12 protein-coding genes and 1 pseudogene are annotated in these 17,303 nt (G+C 48.9%); 5 read left to right on the forward strand and 8 right to left on the reverse strand.

What is annotated here, in order from left to right; genetic code table 11:
* Positions 1–296: 296 nt before the first annotated feature.
* A pseudogene (locus FH968_RS23870) lies at positions 297–519 on the reverse strand (IS110 family transposase); the annotation flags it as partial.
* Between the two features lie 394 nt (positions 520–913).
* Between FH968_RS23870 and FH968_RS11245 the strand changes: the two are divergent.
* Complete coding sequence (locus tag FH968_RS11245; protein WP_223271315.1) at positions 914–1,837, forward strand: hypothetical protein; 924 nt, start codon at positions 914–916, stop codon at positions 1,835–1,837.
* Positions 1,838–2,299: 462 nt separating this feature from the next.
* Here FH968_RS11245 and FH968_RS11250 read toward each other — a convergent pair whose 3' ends face one another.
* Positions 2,300–3,100 (reverse strand): MipA/OmpV family protein, encoded by an 801-nt coding sequence (locus FH968_RS11250; protein WP_139879449.1) that lies wholly within the window; start codon positions 3,098–3,100, stop codon positions 2,300–2,302.
* Positions 3,101–3,843: 743 nt separating this feature from the next.
* Between FH968_RS11250 and FH968_RS11255 the strand changes: the two genes are divergently transcribed.
* A complete protein-coding gene (locus FH968_RS11255) occupies positions 3,844–4,065 on the forward strand; it encodes a zinc ribbon domain-containing protein (protein WP_139879451.1) in 222 nt (73 codons plus the stop codon).
* A 3-nt stretch (positions 4,066–4,068) separates the two neighbouring features.
* Here the strand turns inward: FH968_RS11255 and xseA are convergent, their stop codons facing one another.
* A complete protein-coding gene (gene xseA, locus FH968_RS11260; RefSeq protein ID WP_139879453.1) occupies positions 4,069–5,451 on the reverse strand; it encodes an exodeoxyribonuclease VII large subunit in 1,383 nt (460 codons plus the stop codon).
* A 169-nt stretch (positions 5,452–5,620) separates the two neighbouring features.
* On the opposite strand from xseA, the gene guaB reads away from it, so the two are divergent.
* Together guaB and guaA are read left to right on the forward strand one after the other, a co-directional pair.
* Positions 5,621–7,087 (forward strand): IMP dehydrogenase, encoded by a 1,467-nt coding sequence (guaB, locus tag FH968_RS11265; RefSeq protein ID WP_139879456.1) that lies wholly within the window; start codon positions 5,621–5,623, stop codon positions 7,085–7,087.
* A gap of 67 nt (positions 7,088–7,154) precedes the next feature.
* Positions 7,155–8,732 (forward strand): glutamine-hydrolyzing GMP synthase, encoded by a 1,578-nt coding sequence (gene guaA / locus FH968_RS11270; protein ID WP_139879458.1) that lies wholly within the window; start codon positions 7,155–7,157, stop codon positions 8,730–8,732.
* A 168-nt stretch (positions 8,733–8,900) separates the two neighbouring features.
* Here guaA and FH968_RS11275 read toward each other — a convergent pair whose 3' ends face one another.
* Entirely contained in the window at positions 8,901–9,089 is a 189-nt protein-coding gene (locus tag FH968_RS11275) for a YfgG family protein (RefSeq protein ID WP_139879461.1), read from the reverse strand.
* 348 nt (positions 9,090–9,437) lie between these two features.
* Here FH968_RS11275 and FH968_RS11280 point away from each other — a divergent pair, with 348 nt between their 5' ends.
* A complete protein-coding gene (locus FH968_RS11280) occupies positions 9,438–11,693 on the forward strand; it encodes an EAL domain-containing protein (protein ID WP_139879463.1) in 2,256 nt (751 codons plus the stop codon).
* A gap of 22 nt (positions 11,694–11,715) precedes the next feature.
* Here the strand turns inward: FH968_RS11280 and ppx are convergent, their stop codons facing one another.
* From ppx to purM, 4 genes are all read right to left on the reverse strand, one after another.
* Positions 11,716–13,257 (reverse strand): exopolyphosphatase, encoded by a 1,542-nt coding sequence (gene ppx / locus FH968_RS11285; RefSeq protein WP_139879465.1) that lies wholly within the window; start codon positions 13,255–13,257, stop codon positions 11,716–11,718.
* A 23-nt stretch (positions 13,258–13,280) separates the two neighbouring features.
* Entirely contained in the window at positions 13,281–15,341 is a 2,061-nt protein-coding gene (ppk1, locus tag FH968_RS11290) for a polyphosphate kinase 1 (RefSeq protein ID WP_139879467.1), read from the reverse strand.
* A 169-nt stretch (positions 15,342–15,510) separates the two neighbouring features.
* The gene (gene purN, locus FH968_RS11295) at positions 15,511–16,152 is read right to left on the reverse strand and encodes a phosphoribosylglycinamide formyltransferase (RefSeq protein ID WP_139879630.1); all 642 of its coding nucleotides are present in this window, start codon (positions 16,150–16,152) and stop codon (positions 15,511–15,513) included.
* Positions 16,152–17,189 carry a phosphoribosylformylglycinamidine cyclo-ligase gene (purM, locus tag FH968_RS11300; RefSeq protein ID WP_139879469.1) on the reverse strand — a complete coding sequence of 346 codons (1,038 nt, stop codon included), beginning with the start codon at positions 17,187–17,189 and terminating at the stop codon, positions 16,152–16,154. Before purM ends, purN begins: the two co-directional genes overlap by 1 nt.
* Positions 17,190–17,303: the final 114 nt, after the last annotated feature.

The following is a 17,303-nucleotide window of genomic DNA, read 5'->3' on the forward strand; positions in this document are numbered from 1 at the left end:
TGCATCTAAAATCTATCAGCAAATACCATAAAAACGAATGATAGGCGTGTATTCAAGGGGTTACCCTGAAAATCAGTTGGGATTATTGGGTGCAATATTTCGCTCATATTTGTACACCTATCTGATTCTCGGTACACGCCAACCCCATAGCAGATACTAGCAATGCCAAAGCTCACAGACATGAAAATCCGAAAGACCAAGGAATATTTCGAAGGCCGCTCCGATGAAAGTGGGCTGTGTCACCGGTACCGAGAGGCTGATAAATCGCCCACATGGAGATTCCACTACAGTTTATTGGCCAGCGCATCATTGGCATCGTTTTTTTTGTGATGAGTGAAGGCTTTTACATGCTGGGTGGGGATGAGTCGAATGAGAAAGCCCATTGACTGAAAAGTACTCCCCCCAGTAATGCGAAGTAGCACAAGCTGCAATAATTGAACCAGCAGTAAACAGACGAATGGTATTCAGCAATTTAGTCCGGGAAACCTTGCGGTTAAATGCAACGCTTCCATCGTTAATTCAGACGCAGACTTGAAAAACAGATTTAGCCAGATCGATACCGATGACTTTTATCGAGTTCATGATGTAGTACCTCTGAAAAAAGAATACTCAGCATAAGTGTGGCAGGACTTGCGCTGAGGGAGGGTCGTCCATCACATCACTACAAGGCTGCCTGGTTCAAAGTAGCTGAGTATCTCTTTTTTACGGCTGGTCATTTTCATGGCTGGCTGATTCCTTATTGTGGGATAGAAGTATCCAACAATAAAGATTTCTCTTAAAGCCTAAGAATCATGCGTTTACTTAGGATCACTTGTGCAAAAAAAACTCTATAATGCAACCATATCCTACCGGGCAATGGCTCAATGGTACAAATATGGCGATACAGTTCCTCTTTTCTCACAAAAGAACCACTATGCTGGCTGCGCTGCTACTGATCAGTTCTTTCAGCTTCGCCGCAGGTGGCAACCTTATTAAGCAACGCGCCGATGCGGTGGTCTCTCTGATGAGCTATACGGTGGTGCCCGATATCACGGCCAGCAACCTCAATATCGGTGGTGGGACCAATCAGCAAGCCGCGCTCTCTATCACTCAGTTCGGTGGTGGTGCTACCGTAAGCGAAGATGTGCCCATTTATCTTGAAGGCACCATGGGTTACAGCCGTTACGATCCCCAATTTGTCGTCACCAACGGTAACGATAGCCGTACCATCCCAGTGAAATGGAACAGTCTGACCGCCACCGGCGGCATTGGCTGGGACATTAATCTGCACAAGGATAAATGGGGAGGCAATCTGGTACTGCGTCCCATTGCCAACTTCTCGCTAGGTACGGTGGCAAGTGACTTGCGCATCGGCGCCGCATTGCTCGAACATCGCAGAGACAAGGAACTTGATTTTCTCGATGGAGGTCATCTGAATGTTTACGGCATGGGAGGCGCCTTGATGCTCGACTACGAATTGTTCTCAAAGACTCAGGATATAGATGCCGAACTGCGCTACTCGTATCAGCATTTGCAAAGTTTCGCCAACAGCTCGGACATTGTCGCCGGCCAGGCCGATGCGGAAAATGTGGGGCTCTATCTGCGCCGCCGTGCGCCCATCGCAGACTGGACGTTGCTGGGGAGCCCGTTGCGCTATGTGATGGAGGGTGCGCGTACCGAATACCTGGGTGATCAGCGCGGCCAACTCGGCTTCGATAGTCTAAATTCCCTGGGACTGGGGCTCGAACTCGATAGCAGCAAATACAACGTTATTGTCAGTCGCACCAGGCTGATGGCACGCTATATGTTCGGTAACAACACTACCGGTTACGGTGTGGGTCTGGCGATGAGCTTCTGATCAGGCTAGTTTTAGCACGTCAGCCAACCATGATTGAAAAATGTGCGGGCACATAGCGCACTTCATTTCCCTGTGTACACAAGGGTGTACCTGGAATTAAATTAGAAAATATAAATACTATATAAAACAATATTATTGTGTGTGTTTTTGCTATTCACATCTAAAATGGCAAATAAAGAATAATTGCGATTCTCTAAACATCCAAAAGCTTTATAAGCCCGCATGTAGCGGGCTTTTTTAATATTGCTAGTCGTCATAACGGTTCATAAAGAGGCAATATGTTGGGTACCCAAAGATAGACTCTTGGAGTTTGGGTACGCGCGACGATGACCTTGCGTATGTGCACGAAAGTCCCGGCAATACAGTTGATCGACTTACCAGCACAAATGAAAGCTAACTCGCCCTTCATGACGTAGAACGACTCACCCCAGTCGTATCTGTTGTCCTGGTGTATTTCCCATGCTACCAGATATAACCGACTGCAAATCCAGCATAAAGCTCCCCAGAATGCTGGACGATGGGGCTATCTGCGATGTCTTTATCATAAAGTTCGTAGTTGGCGGCAAACATACCCACCCAGTTCGGGCTGAAGCGATAGCTGGTGATGATAGCGGCCATTGGGGAGACTGTGGTGCCGGTGTCCCAGGCAGCACGCTGGGGTGTTGCTTCACCAGATGAGATACCGCCGAAATAGTAGTTAGCCATTTTGTCACTGCGGATCATCATCCCCATGCCCGGCATGATAAGTAGTTTATCTAAAATGATGGGGAAATCGGCCCACAATAGCAGTTCCTGACCATTGCTGCGGCCAGTCACATCGGTGGTTATACGGGCAGTTAGCAAGGCATAGGGAGTAATGAAGTTTGCTCCGATACCTGCTTCAAACTCCCCCTTGCGCTCATTCATGCCTTTGAATGCCTCATCGTCACTTGGATCCAGGTTGCCAAATCGCACTCTGCCGTATCCGTATGCCGCAAAAGTATCATCCTTGTGGAAGTAATAGCGGGCCCGATCACCCAGGTACATGAACTTATCACCAAAGTAGATGGCTCCTGGGATGATGTAGGCTGAGTTGTCTTGCGCCTTATAACGAGCCTGTCCGCCGAGGACGGCACCTCCAATCACCAGGCCTTTGGGTACGGGGCTTGTGGCACCGTCATTGGCGTAGAGGTCGAGGGCGCCGAGATCAACCTCGGCATGGGCATGAGCACAAAGCAACAGCAGGGGGCAGAGTGCAGTGGCAAGCTGTCGGTAGTGTCTCATCGAGTCTCCAAAACGTGGTAAACAGGTAATGTTAGCCTTGTCCCTGGCGGGGCAGACATAATGTGCATCCCGATATCGAATGAGATATCTCTTTTTTATGCCGTTGTATCAATAATGCGTGGGAATATAAAATATTCCAGAAATTTCAATAAATTGCTTTAGTGTTATCACGAAAATCCAACGCTACGTACTGGCTTAAGAGCAGAAATCTATCATATCCTTGTCTTCTTTCGCGGCTCGCCTTGCGGTATTTCAATTATTATAGATTGCCGTAAGTCGAAGAACACCTCGCCCCAACAAAATGCTGATGAGGGTAACGTATTGTATTATTTGTTTTATCTGAAGAGTATTTTTTCGTGCGACGACTGCTTAACCCCGCTGCTCTGAACCCATCTAGCTAAAACCAGAAAAGCTCCACTTTGCTCGTGTTTGTAACAGCATCGCCACTGCGCGAGGTGAAATTGCTACTGCGCTGTTTACCGGAATGATGATTGCATTCTGACCTATCGGGCGTATGTAGCGTTTAATCGTAAAAAAGGAAAGTGGGGCTGCGGCAAAACATTCATGAGCAATGCTTGAAATGCTGTCTTCATTCTGGCACGGGTATGGTGAATGGCATGTCTGCCCGCGTCATTCTCTCTGGCGACGTAGATGCTTATTGGCATATTTATCTTTATCATCAAAAGAGCAAATCATGGTGACGCAAACCCATGTCTTCTGGTGAGTTGTTGTAAGGAGTGATTATGGAAATTAAATGCCCGGAGTGTGAAAACCCGTTGCAGCAAACAGACTCAGGTATTCGCTGCGAAACCTGTCAGCAGAATTTTCACCTGGAAGCCCGCTGTCCGGATTGCCACAAGCCGCTGGAAGTTTTAAAAGCCTGTGGCGCGGTCGATTATTTTTGTCAGAACGGCCACGGATTGATCTCGAAAAAACGCGTCGAATTCGTACCTGTTGCTGACTAAGTTTTAGCTTTTTGCCGCCGTTTTGCGTATGCGTTTAGGTTTCACCGGTGTAATGCCGGTGACCTGGCTTTCCACCCAACCATCTTCCAGACGCGTAGTAAGCATATCGCCTGAATGCACCTGTTTTGTTTTCTTCAGTAGCTTACCGTCTGTTGCGGTTGTCACGCTATAACCCCGTGCAAGCGTTGCCAGCGGGCTAACAGCTTCAAGCTGGGCGATAGCGGTGCCAAACCGCTGGCGAGTATTACTAAGCCGCGCGGTGACAACTTGTGATAAACGATATTCAAGCTGCTGCAAACGAGTCTGCGCGCGGTGGATACGTGGCTGGAGTTGTTGCTGATTCAAGCGCAGCATCAGTCGTTGCTGTTGCAGTGCGATACGGCGTAGCTTTGAATCTATCGCGGTATTTAGGCGCTGGTGTAAACGCTCGAGCGTAGTTTGCTGTCGGGCTAAACGCAGTTGTGGATGTTGCTGCTGCAAGCGATGGTGCAGGCGTGTGAAGCGCTGCATCCGTTGGGCGATGTAGTAATCCATCGCCATTTCCATACGCTGTTGTTGGGACTGGAGTAGGCGTAGTAATTCGAGCTGATTTCGGCTGACAATTTCTGCGGCGGCTGATGGCGTAGGCGCACGAATATCAGCCACAAAATCGGCGATCGTGACGTCAGTTTCATGCCCTACGGCGCTAACGACGGGGATCTGGCTTGCAAAAATTGCTCGCACGACTCGCTCATCGTTAAAGCTCCATAAATCCTCTAATGAACCACCGCCGCGCCCAACTATCAGCACGTCACACTCTTTGCGTAAGTTTGCCAGTTCTATCGCGCGAACGATTTGCAACGGTGCATCAGCACCTTGTACGGCGGTTGGGTAAATAATGACCGGGAGAGAGGGGTCGCGACGTTTTAGCACATGCAAAATGTCATGTAGCGCGGCACCGGTTTTTGAAGTAATCACCCCAACCTGGTGTGCAGGCGTTGGCAGTGGCTGTTTATGAATTTGTTCAAACAACCCTTCCGCAGTGAGTCGTTGTTTCAACTCTTCGTACTGCTGCTGCAATAATCCTTCGCCGGCAGGCTGCATGCTTTCGACGATTATCTGGTAATCACCACGCGGCTCATACAGCGTAAGAGTAGCGCGAACCAAAACCTGTTGCCCGTGTTGCGGACGGAAGGTGACACGTCGATTGCTGTTGCGAAACATTGCGCCGCGAATTTGAGCGGTATCGTCTTTGAGCGTGAAATACCAGTGGCCGGAAGCCGGTTGGGTAAAGTTGGAAATTTCACCGCTGATCCACACTTGCCCCATCTCTTGTTCCAGCAGCATGCGGACCGTCTGATTCAGGCGGCTTACAGTAAAAATTGAAGGAGAATTTATTGTTGGCATGTGAGCTAGATCAAATTTTAAATCAGCAGGTTATTCGGTCAATAGTACCTTTCATATTGCACCTGGCAAGGATTATTCTCAAAAAAGTGTGGATGCAATCGATTCCGCTCTGTATAATGCCGCGGCAATATTTTATCTGTTCTCATTCACCCCAGGTTGAGATATTGCCATGCTACGAATCGCTAAAGAAGCACTGACGTTTGATGACGTTCTCCTCGTTCCAGCTCACTCTACAGTTCTGCCTAATACGGCCGATCTCAGCACCCAATTAACCAAAACTATTCGTTTGAATATCCCTATGCTGTCCGCAGCAATGGATACCGTAACGGAAGCCCGTCTGGCCATTGCATTGGCTCAGGAAGGTGGACTTGGTTTTATTCACAAAAATATGTCAATTGAGCGCCAGGCTGAAGAAGTCCGACGCGTGAAAAAACACGAAAGTGGCGTTGTGACTGACCCACAGACCGTGCTGCCGACCACCACTCTGCACGAAGTGAAAGAACTCACCGCTCGTAACGGTTTCGCCGGTTACCCTGTTGTCACCGAACAAAACGAACTGGTAGGTATCATCACCGGTCGTGATGTTCGTTTTGTGACCGACCTGAACCAGCCTGTTAGCGTGTACATGACTCCGAAAGAGCGTCTGGTTACCGTGAAAGAAGGCGAAGCACGTGATGTTGTGCTGTCCAAAATGCACGAAAAACGCGTTGAGAAAGCACTGGTCGTTGATGGTAACTTCCATTTGCGCGGCATGATCACCGTAAAAGACTTCCAGAAAGCAGAACGCAAACCTAACGCCTGTAAAGACGACCAGGGCCGTTTGCGTGTTGGGGCGGCCGTTGGCGCAGGTGCGGGCAACGAAGAGCGTATCGACGCTCTGGTAGCTGCTGGCGTTGATGTTTTACTGATTGACTCCTCTCATGGTCATTCCGAAGGCGTTTTACAACGTATTCGCGAAACCCGTGCTAAATATCCTGACCTGCAAATCATTGGCGGCAACGTCGCGACTGCTGCTGGTGCTCGTGCTTTGGCTGACGCCGGTGTGAGTGCTGTGAAAGTGGGGATCGGCCCAGGTTCAATCTGCACCACTCGTATCGTAACGGGTGTTGGCGTTCCACAAATCACTGCCGTTGCTGATGCAGTTGACGCGCTGGAAGGAACGGGTATTCCGGTTATCGCTGACGGTGGTATTCGTTTCTCTGGTGATATTGCTAAAGCTATCGCTGCGGGTGCATCAGCGGTCATGGTTGGCGGTATGCTGGCAGGGACCGAAGAGTCTCCGGGCGAAATCGAACTTTACCAGGGGCGTTCTTTCAAATCCTACCGCGGTATGGGTTCTCTGGGAGCGATGTCCAAAGGCTCTTCTGACCGTTACTTCCAGACTGATAACGCAGCCGACAAACTGGTGCCGGAAGGTATCGAAGGTCGCGTGGCTTATAAAGGCCGTCTGAAAGAAATCGTTCACCAGCAAATGGGCGGCCTGCGTTCCTGTATGGGTCTGACCGGCTGTGGTACTATCGACGAGCTGCGTACTAAAGCGGAATTTGTACGTATCAGCGGTGCGGGTATTCAGGAAAGTCACGTACACGATGTGACGATTACTAAAGAGTCTCCGAATTACCGTATGGGCTCCTGATTCTCCTCGCCCGGCATTCGCCGGGCGTTTTTCTTTATCTGTTTCACTTGCCTCGGAATAAGCGTCAATGACGGAAAATATCCATAAACATCGCATACTTATCCTTGATTTTGGTTCTCAGTACACCCAACTGGTTGCGCGCCGCGTGCGTGAACTGGGCGTTTACTGTGAGCTGTGGGCATGGGATGTCACTGAAGCACAGATTCGTGAATTCAATCCAAGCGGTATCATCCTTTCTGGTGGCCCGGAAAGCACCACGGAGCTGAACAGCCCACGTGCACCTGAATATGTCTTTACCACAGGTGTGCCAGTATTTGGTGTGTGCTACGGCATGCAGACCATGGCGATGCAGCTTGGCGGCCACGTTGAATCCTCTACCGAACGTGAGTTTGGTTACGCACAGGTTGAAGTTGTAACTGACAGCGCACTGGTTCGTGGTATCGAAGACGCTTTGAGCGCTGCCGGCAACCCGCTGCTGGATGTCTGGATGAGCCACGGCGATAAAGTCACTGCGATTCCAGCTGGCTTCGTTACCGTTGCCAGCACCGAAACTTGCCCGTTCGCCATTATGGCAAACGAAGAAAAACGTTTTTATGGCGTGCAGTTCCACCCGGAAGTGACCCATACCCGTCAGGGCCAGCGTCTGTTGGAACGTTTTGTTCTGGATATCTGCGGCTGCGAAGCGCTGTGGACACCAGCAAAAATTATCGAAGATGCGATTGTTCGTCTGCGTGAGCAAGTCGGCAACGACAAGGTGATTCTTGGCCTGTCCGGCGGCGTGGATTCTTCCGTTACCGCAATGCTGCTGCACCGCGCAATTGGCGACCGTCTGACCTGTGTATTTGTGGATAATGGCCTGCTGCGTTTGAATGAAGCACAGCAAGTTATGGATATGTTTGGCGACCACTTCGGCCTGAACATTGTTCACGTTGCCGCGGAAGAGCGCTTCCTGTCTCAACTGGCGGGCATCGACGAGCCAGAAGCAAAACGCAAAACCATTGGTCGTGTATTCGTAGAAGTCTTCGACGAAGAAGCACTGCGCCTGGAAGACGTGAAATGGTTAGCGCAGGGCACAATCTACCCTGACGTTATCGAATCTGCAGCTTCTGCTACCGGCAAAGCGCATGTTATCAAATCTCACCACAACGTGGGCGGCTTACCGAAAGAGATGAAGATGGGTCTGGTTGAGCCGCTTAAAGAGCTGTTCAAAGACGAAGTGCGTAAAATTGGTCTGGAACTGGGTCTGCCATACGACATGCTCTACCGCCACCCGTTCCCGGGCCCAGGTCTTGGCGTGCGTGTGCTGGGCGAAGTGAAGAAAGAGTATTGCGATCTGCTGCGCCGTGCCGATGCCATCTTTATTGAAGAGCTGCATAAAGCAGATCTCTACAACAAAGTAAGTCAGGCGTTCACCGTGTTCCTGCCGGTGCGTTCTGTTGGCGTAATGGGCGATGGCCGTAAATACGATTGGGTTGTTTCACTGCGCGCTGTAGAAACCATCGATTTTATGACTGCACATTGGGCGCACCTGCCATACGATTTCCTTGGTCGCGTCTCCAACCGCATCATCAACGAAGTTAACGGTATTTCCCGTGTGGTTTACGATATTTCTGGCAAACCGCCAGCAACTATTGAGTGGGAATGATTTTCCGCTAATCCGTAGCTTGTCTGGATGACTAAAAACCCTCTGTTTTTACAGAGGGTTTTTTATTTAGATTAGACCATAGAAAGGAGTAAATCTTTCCAGTACCACAGGCGTGACTAATCTCACCGGTTGCAAGTCAGTGTTATCATTTTTAATGAGAAGAAGGCGTTACCGGTTGGTGTTATCCATTGACAGGCTGCTTTGCTGGGCTTCTACTTTGTCCTGATGATGGTACCAGGCACCGATAGCAGAGTAGACAAAACGGCCAAAAAAGAAGAGAAAACTGATAATCAGAATAATGCGGGTCATACGATTGTTAAACTTATGTCGTCTTCGCATACTCGTAACCTGTGTCACGCAAATGATCCTTGATGTTTGCCCGTCAACCGCGGGCGACGGTGATATTTATACACAGTGATGCCTCAAGGTCAATTCCGGGGCACCTGCGAATTGTCCATGGAATCATTTCTCCTTGTTATATAAACATTTCTTAATATTAGTTGATTAGTATATATCCAGTTATTTTTCTGAATAATTTACAAATGAAAGTGAAACTCCATCAAGAAATTGATTTGAATCAACTTAGCGAACCAATCCCTAACTAGAATCTGCACTCTATTCCATAGCGATATGGCTATATCGATTGGGTTGGACACCTGATCGAAACTTACCCGAGCTGGATGACGGGGTTCCTGGCGATGATTAATGTATCTGGCAAGCTGGTATAAAAAAAATCAAAACAAATGGTGGGTGCTTCCTCTGGTGCTGCCGAGTCTGCTACTTCCTATTTCTGTGTGGTGTAACGCGAATACCGTAATGGATGGGGGGCGTGTTTTCCTCGTCTATATGCCACTAGGTTTAATGACTGCATTTATGCTGGTTTTCGGCTGGGCAGCCTTGCCGGGAATTATTCTCGCACTACTCGTTCGCTATATCCCGATGAAAGGTGAAATGATCGCAATGCTGTCGGTTATTCACTTCCTGCTACCCATTACGATTAGTTGGGGTGGTTACCGTATTTTTGTTCCCAGGCGTAGTTCGGTGATGTTTGGGGTAATCAAACTCACCGCACAACGCATGCTGTGGTTAGTACTCGTTAACTCTGTGACATTCCTGATCATCTACCAGGTAGGGATCTTTTTCGGCTGGTATGACAGTGTTAGCAATACCGTCGCGGAAAATCCGCTCCATACGGGGACATTAATTAATTTTCAGGCGGTGCTAGTTGGCTGTTTAACGGGAATACCTTTCTTTTATTGTGCCATCCGCATGTTCCGTAACCCACACTTTGTTTTCTCGTTTTGGTCACGGATGAAAGCGCAGATGCAATCTGGTGTAACGAAGAGTGAGGTTGCACTATGGGCCGGTATTGTTGCTATTCTTGTCAGCTTGCTGCTAGTCCCAATCAGTGATTTCAGCTCCATTTTCACCACGGATTACACATTAACGCTGATCCTGCCGCTGATGCTGTGGGGTGCGATGCGCTTTGGTTTTTTGTTTATCACCACCGCCTGGACGGTGATATTAATTATTCTGTGTAGCGGGTTTCATAACTATTTGCCACCGTACATGGGCTTCCAGCTTCATCTGGCGATAGCCTCATCTTGTTACGCTGTATTTTCTATTACCATCTATTTGATGGCAGTGGTCACTACGCGTCAGCGTTTCTTACATAGTAAAGCGCGGCGTGTTGCGTTTATCGACCCCATAGTACAAATGCCGAATCTGCGAGCTCTGAATCGTGATTTATCCCGCCATCCGTCGTCAGCATTAGCTTTTTTGCGCATACCTGAACTGGAGTTATTGGGCCGTAATTACGGTGTGCAACTTCGTATTCAATACAAACAGCAACTTAATGATTACCTTCAACCCATATTGAACGCTGACGAAAAGGTTTATCACCTGTCGGGCCATGAAGTGGCCGTGCGTTTAAATTATGAGTCTTACCACGAGCATATTGAATTACTCGACCAGCGTGTGAAGCAGTTCCGCTTTATGTGGGACGGCATGCCGATGCAACCTCAAGTGGGCATCAGTTATTGCTATATACGCCAGCCCGTCAGGCACATTTATTTCTTGTTAGGTGAACTTAGCACTATGGCTGATTTGTCGCTGTCGACATCAAAGCCTGAAAGCTTGCAGCAGCAGGGGCCAAACCATGTGCAGAATGCGGTGCGAAATAAAGTCACGATGATGAACCGTTTGCAGGTTGCCATTGATTCAGGGAATTTCGTGCTGATGGCCCAGCGAATCGAAGGGATTCGTGGCGATATCTACCATGAAATTCTGCTGCGCATGAAAGGCGATAATGAAGGGGATAACGTCTTTATGCCGGATGTGTTTTTGCCGGTGGCCCATGAATTTGGTTTGTCTTCAAAAATCGACAAATGGGTATTAGAAGCCACGCTAAAATTCATGGATATACATCGCGAACAACTTGCCGGCAGCCGTTTTGCCATTAACTTGACTCCAGCGTCAGTAGGGCAATTACAGTTTGTAAGCGAGGTGAAGCTGTTGCTGAAACACTACAATATTCAGCCCTGGCAGCTTATTTTTGAGGTCACTGAAAGCAACTCACTAACTAACCTTGAGCAGGCGAATGCGACTCTGACTGCGTTGCAAAATATGGGATGTCGGGTGGCGATTGACGATTTTGGTACAGGCTATGCCAGCTACGCACGGTTGAAAGACATCAGTGCTGATATACTGAAAATCGACGGCAGCTTTATCCGCAATGTGCTGTCCAGCAGTCTGGATTATCAGATTGTTGAATCTATCTGCAAGTTAGCGCGGATGAAAAAGATGTTGCTGGTTGCTGAGTACGTTGAAACCGACTCAGTCAGAGCGGCAGTACGAAGTTTGGGGATAGATTACATGCAAGGTTATTTGATTGGGCGCCCGCAATTGCTCGAAACGTTACTTGAACCGGGAAATGTGGCATTAATAAACCAAACGCCCTGATGGGCGTTTGGTTTATTAATAGTCAGGCTGCAACGTTCGGGCTAGCTTCCTCTTCAATCTCAAGCCGCCAGCCTGGCGTATTCTCCCAATATTGCTGTTCACGTTCTAAATCCAGCAATACCAGTGTGTTTTGGCTAAACCAGTCGTGCGGGAAGCGCAGCGTCCAGTGGTTTTCTTCTGTTTCCAGAACCAGTGTCGGAGGTGTGGTCGTCGCCTGACGTTGATTATTGAGCAGCACGGCCAATCGTAGAATCTGAATTAATGGCAAAAACTGTTTTCTCTTAAACAACGTAAATCGCGGCAGATCATCAATTTTTATCGCTTTGCGGTGATAGCGCACAAGCGTTGCCATAAGCATCTGCTGTTCCTGATTAAAGCCCGGCAGGTTGCTATTTTGCAGGATATAAGCCGAGTGGCGATGAAGCCCGCTGTGATTAATATTCAGCCCCACCTCATGCAACATGGCGGACCATTTGAGTAACGCTGCCAATTGCGGAATAGCCAACTTTGGGTTTTGTACTTCCCACTGTTGGTAAATATGCTCGGTTGTTGCCAACACACGCTTAGCCTGATCGCTATCTATATGGTACTGGTTTGCCAGACTTTGCGCGGTACGGATACGAATATCCTGATGACGGAAACGGCCTTCCATTTCATAGAGCACACCTTCGCGTAGAGCCCCATCAGACAGGCGTAGTTCGCGAATCGCCAGTGAGTCAAACACGCCACAAAGAATCGCAAGCCCAGGCACAAATACGGCTTTACGCTCTTCGGATAAACCAGGCAGGCTCATAGAGCTGAAACTCTTATGTTTCAGGACTTCATCACGCAGCATTTCCAGGCGCTCCGGCGTAATAATGCCGTCTTTTTCGCCCAGATTAACCAGCACTTCATGAGCAGCTTTGATGGTGCCAGACGCACCCATCGCCACATTCCAACCCTGCAAGCGATATTGCCAGGAAAGGTTCTCCAGCTTTTGCACCGCAGCAAGACGCGCTCGTTTGAAGTTTTCTGGTGTAATCATCCCTTTCGGGAAAAAGTTTTGCGCAAAGCTAACACAACCCATTCGACGACTTTCGACCAGCATTGGCTCGAAATCTTCGCCAATCACTAACTCAGTTGACCCGCCACCGATATCAATAACCAGTTTGCGGCCTTTTTCAGGTTGGGTATGTTCTACCCCCATGAAAATCAGACGTGCTTCTTCGTTACCGGAAATAATTTCAATCGGGTAGGGGATAACCTGTTCGGCACGCTTGAGAAATTCCTCGGCGTTGACCGCCTGACGCAAACTGTGTGTACCGACAATACAAACGTTATCTGCGGAGAATCCTTGCAGACGCTCAGCAAATAACGCAAGGCACGACAGCCCACGTTCTATCGCCTCTTCACTTAATTCGTTCTGGGCGTTCAGGCCATCAGCCAAATGGACGCGTTGCTTCAGACGCCCGATGATTTGCATCGCGCCGTCTACCACGCGTGCAATTACCATATGGAAACTGTTCGAGCCAAGATCGACCGCAGCGAATTCTTGCGGCCGTGGAGTGTGTTTTTTTATCGGCATGATTTTATAGTCGACATAGTGCGTTATTCAGGTTGTTCCAGAGATTTAATGTAATCGTAAATCGCCAGTTGCGAGCGCACCTTACGGCGGTTTCCGCGCGGTACATAGCGGTTACTCAGTTCTTTGTCGATGTAGCGTGCTTTCACCGTATCACTGAACAATATTTCAATGATATCCAGCACCCGTTGCTTCAGGCGCGGGTCGAGTATGGCGACAGCCACCTCAATACGGTAATCAATGTTGCGTGTCATCCAGTCGGCAGAAGAGAGGTACACTTTCTTATCTCCGCCATTTTCAAACACATACACGCGGTCGTGTTCGAGATACCGGTCAACAATGCTGATCACGCGAATGTTATCGCTGATGCCTTCCAGATTAGGGATCAATGAACACATCCCACGCACCAGCAGATTCACTTTCACGCCAGAGCTTGAAGCCGCATATAGCCTGTCCACCAAACCTTTATCGACCAGGTTATTAAGTTTCAGAGTAATACCTGATGGCACACCGTTTTGCGCATTGGCAATCTCTTTATCGACCAAATCGTAAAGCAGGCGACGCGAGTTCTGTGGTGAAACCATCAGATGCTCAAATGTCACCGGGCGATAAGGGTTTTCAATAAAGTTGAACACTCGGCGCACTTCATTGGTGATGCGTGCATCGCAGGTCAGAAGTGAATAGTCAGTATAAAGACGCGCTGTTTTCTCGTTAAAGTTACCGGTGCCGATGTGGGCGTAACGCACTACTTCTTCACCTTCTTTGCGCGAAATCAGGAACAATTTAGCGTGAATTTTCAGACCAGGTGCGGAGAAAATAACGTGTACGCCCGCTTCCGTCAGGCGCTTTGCCCAGTGAATATTGGCTTCTTCATCAAATCGCGCTTGCAGCTCAACCACCACAGTGACTTTTTTGCCATTGTGCGCCGCGTGGATCATCGACTCAATAATGCGCGAGTCTTTCGCCACACGGTAAATATTGATTTTGATCGCCAGAACGCTTGGGTCAAACGAGGCCTGGCGCAGCAATTCCAGAACGTGCTCAAAGGTGTGATACGGATAGTAGAGCAACACGTCACGATTACGGATTGCATCAAAGCCGTTACGGAATTTATCGAACCAGATATGGCGCAGACGCGGTAGCGGTTTGTTCACTAAATTAGCTTTGCCGACATTCGGGAAGTTAATGAAGTCTTTGAAGTTATGGTAACGCCCGCCTGGTACGATGGAATCGTAATTGGTGATAGTCAGCTTGTTGCGCAGCATTTCTACCATCGCATCAGGCATATCGCGCTGATACACAAAGCGCACCGGTTCTGCGGTGAGACGTTGTTTCAGGCTCGATGACATCAATTCCAGCAGGCTGGACTCCATTTCTGTGACCAGGTCGTATTCTGCATCGCGGGTCATTTTCATCGAGTAGGCGTTTAACGAATCGTAATCGAAGAAGCCTTTGAAAATGTCATCCAGGCAATAGCGCAGAATGTTGTCCAGCAGAATCATAGGCTTGCGTCGACGCGGAGCTTCCGGCGGCAGATTTACAAAGCGTGGTACTTTATCGGACGGGATTTCCAGCAACGCATAGCGAATGTCGTCGCCGCGAATAATTTCCACAGCCAGATAGGTGTAATCATCTTTAAGAAACTGCACCAGATCAGTGTCGTGGTTAATCAGGATCGGTGTGATGTGCTGGCGCAAATAGTGTTTAAAGTAGTGGCGCAGCCAGTTTTGCTGGTTCGGAGAAAGTTGGCGTTCGTTGATCAAGAAGATCTGATTGCGTGCCATTTCTAGCAGCAGATCGTTATACAGCCCATCAAACTCTTGATCGGCTTTCAGAACACGAGCCTGAATCTTATTGAGTAGATGACGCGAATTGGGCGCAGTCCCTTGTTCTTCACTGATCAGAATGCGCCGTTTGAGCTCGGCGAAACGGACCTTATAAAATTCATCAAGGTTATTCGAATAGATGCCGAGAAAACGCATTCTCTCGATCAACGGATTAATTTTATCCGCTGCTTCCTGAAGCACACGTTCGTTAAAAGACAACCAGCTCAGTTCTTTTTCGATATACAACTTATCCTGACCCATTGGCCTCACACTCCGTTTTCGTGGACGTAAAAATGCCGTCACGTCTGTCATTATGGCGAGCTTTGGCGGGGAATGTCCAACGCTGCTCGTTAAGTATGATAAATCGCGATTTAGATAACGCAGGGTTGTAGGAGGGAGGCATTAAAAAAGGAGCCGAAGCTCCTTAATTTTACTCTTCGGCGGCATAGCCTTGTTTGGGCAACTCTTTACCATCAAGCCAGGCGCTGTTGCCACGCATCTCAAGACGGCCTTCCATAAACCAGGAAACGACTAACGGATAAATAGCGTGTTCCTGATGCTGTACACGCGCAGTAATTTCGTCTTCGTCATCACCCTCAAATACCGGAATTTTGGCCTGTAAAATAACCGGCCCACCATCAAGTTCATCCGTAACGAAATGAACAGATGTACCGTGTTCTTCGTCACCGTTTTCCAATACCTGACGATGCGTATTAAGACCTGGATATTTAGGTAACAAAGAAGGGTGAATATTAATAAGACGGCCAGAATAGCGCGCGACAAACTCTGGGCTAAGAATGCGCATGTAGCCGGCGAGCACCACGAGATCCGGTGCGTAGGCGTTGATCTCCTGGATTAACTCACGATCGAAAGCGGCGCGGTCGGCGAACTGGCTAGCAGTTAACGCGTGAGCAGGGATCCCCGCTACACGCGCACGCTCAAGGCCGAAGGCATCGGCCTTATTACTAAACACAGCGCTCAGGGTGCCATTAATCTTTTTCAGCTTACAAGCATCAATAATTGCCTGAAGATTGCTTCCGTTACCGGAAATTAGCACCACAATGCGTTTCATCACTCAATAACCACACGCTCAGAGGAACCAGAAGCTTTGATCCTACCAATTTTCCAGGCGTTTTCACCTTTTGCAGTCAAAAACGCGATGGCTTTATCAGCTTCTTCAGCAGGCAGTGCGATAAGCATACCGACGCCGCAGTTAAAGGTGCGGTACATCTCATGACGGCTGATATTCCCGGCTTGTTGCAGCCAGTTGAATACCGCAGGCCATTGCCATGAGGACTCGGCGATAACCGCCTGAGTGTTGTCTGGTAGAACGCGAGGGATATTTTCCCAGAAGCCGCCGCCTGTGAGGTGCGCAATCGCGTGAACGTCTACCTGCTCAATCAGCTCCAGAATCGATTTCACGTAGATGCGAGTCGGTTCGAGGAGGTGATCTGCCAGTGGTTTGCCTTCAAGTTCGGTGGTCAGCGGGTCAGTCCTGCTTACTTCCAGTACTTTGCGCACCAAAGAGTAGCCGTTAGAGTGTGGTCCGCTGGACGCAAGTGCAATAAGCACATCGCCGTCGGCCACTTTAGAACCGTCAATAATCTCAGATTTCTCGACCACGCCAACGCAGAAGCCAGCAACATCATAATCTTCGCCGTGATACATCCCCGGCATTTCGGCTGTTTCGCCACCGACTAATGCACAGCCAGATTGCAGACAACCTTCGGCAATGCCAGTGATAACGCTTGCAGCGGTTTCAACTTCAAGTTTGCCGGTTGCGTAGTAATCGAGGAAAAACAATGGCTCAGCGCCCTGTACAACCAGGTCGTTCACACACATGGCGACTAAATCGATGCCGATTGTGTCGTGACGTTTTAAATCCATGGCCAGACGCAGCTTAGTCCCCACACCGTCAGTGCCGGAAACCAGAACGGGTTCACGATACTTTTGAGGTAACGCGCACAGCGCACCGAAACCGCCCAATCCACCCATCACTTCCGGGCGGCGGGTTTTTTTCACTACGCCTTTGATTTTATCGACCAGAGCGTTACCAGCATCAATATCAACACCGGCATCTTTATAGCTGAGAGAGGTTTTGTCGGTCACTGCTAAGTCCCCGCGGATGGGTTAGTAATAAAAAACGCCGCAATTCTAACAGTGCAGGCAAACGTTTGCGAGCCTCTTATTCAGCGGGATGTAATTATTATTGATATATACTCA

It is taken from the genome of Buttiauxella sp. B2, from assembly GCF_006376615.1.
Taxonomy (GTDB): Bacteria; Pseudomonadota; Gammaproteobacteria; order Enterobacterales; family Enterobacteriaceae; genus Buttiauxella.

Coding starts and splice junctions, on each gene's coding strand:
- FH968_RS11245 (WP_223271315.1), top strand. CDS start 914: ATGCTGGCTGCGCTGCTACTGATCAGTTCTTTCAGCTTCGCCGCAGGT.
- FH968_RS11250 (WP_139879449.1), bottom strand. CDS start 3,100: ATGAGACACTACCGACAGCTTGCCACTGCACTCTGCCCCCTGCTGTTG.
- FH968_RS11255 (WP_139879451.1), top strand. CDS start 3,844: ATGGAAATTAAATGCCCGGAGTGTGAAAACCCGTTGCAGCAAACAGAC.
- xseA (WP_139879453.1), bottom strand. CDS start 5,451: ATGCCAACAATAAATTCTCCTTCAATTTTTACTGTAAGCCGCCTGAAT.
- guaB (WP_139879456.1), top strand. CDS start 5,621: ATGCTACGAATCGCTAAAGAAGCACTGACGTTTGATGACGTTCTCCTC.
- guaA (WP_139879458.1), top strand. CDS start 7,155: ATGACGGAAAATATCCATAAACATCGCATACTTATCCTTGATTTTGGT.
- FH968_RS11280 (WP_139879463.1), top strand. CDS start 9,438: ATGTATCTGGCAAGCTGGTATAAAAAAAATCAAAACAAATGGTGGGTG.
- ppx (WP_139879465.1), bottom strand. CDS start 13,257: ATGCCGATAAAAAAACACACTCCACGGCCGCAAGAATTCGCTGCGGTC.
- ppk1 (WP_139879467.1), bottom strand. CDS start 15,341: ATGGGTCAGGATAAGTTGTATATCGAAAAAGAACTGAGCTGGTTGTCT.
- purN (WP_139879630.1), bottom strand. CDS start 16,152: ATGAAACGCATTGTGGTGCTAATTTCCGGTAACGGAAGCAATCTTCAG.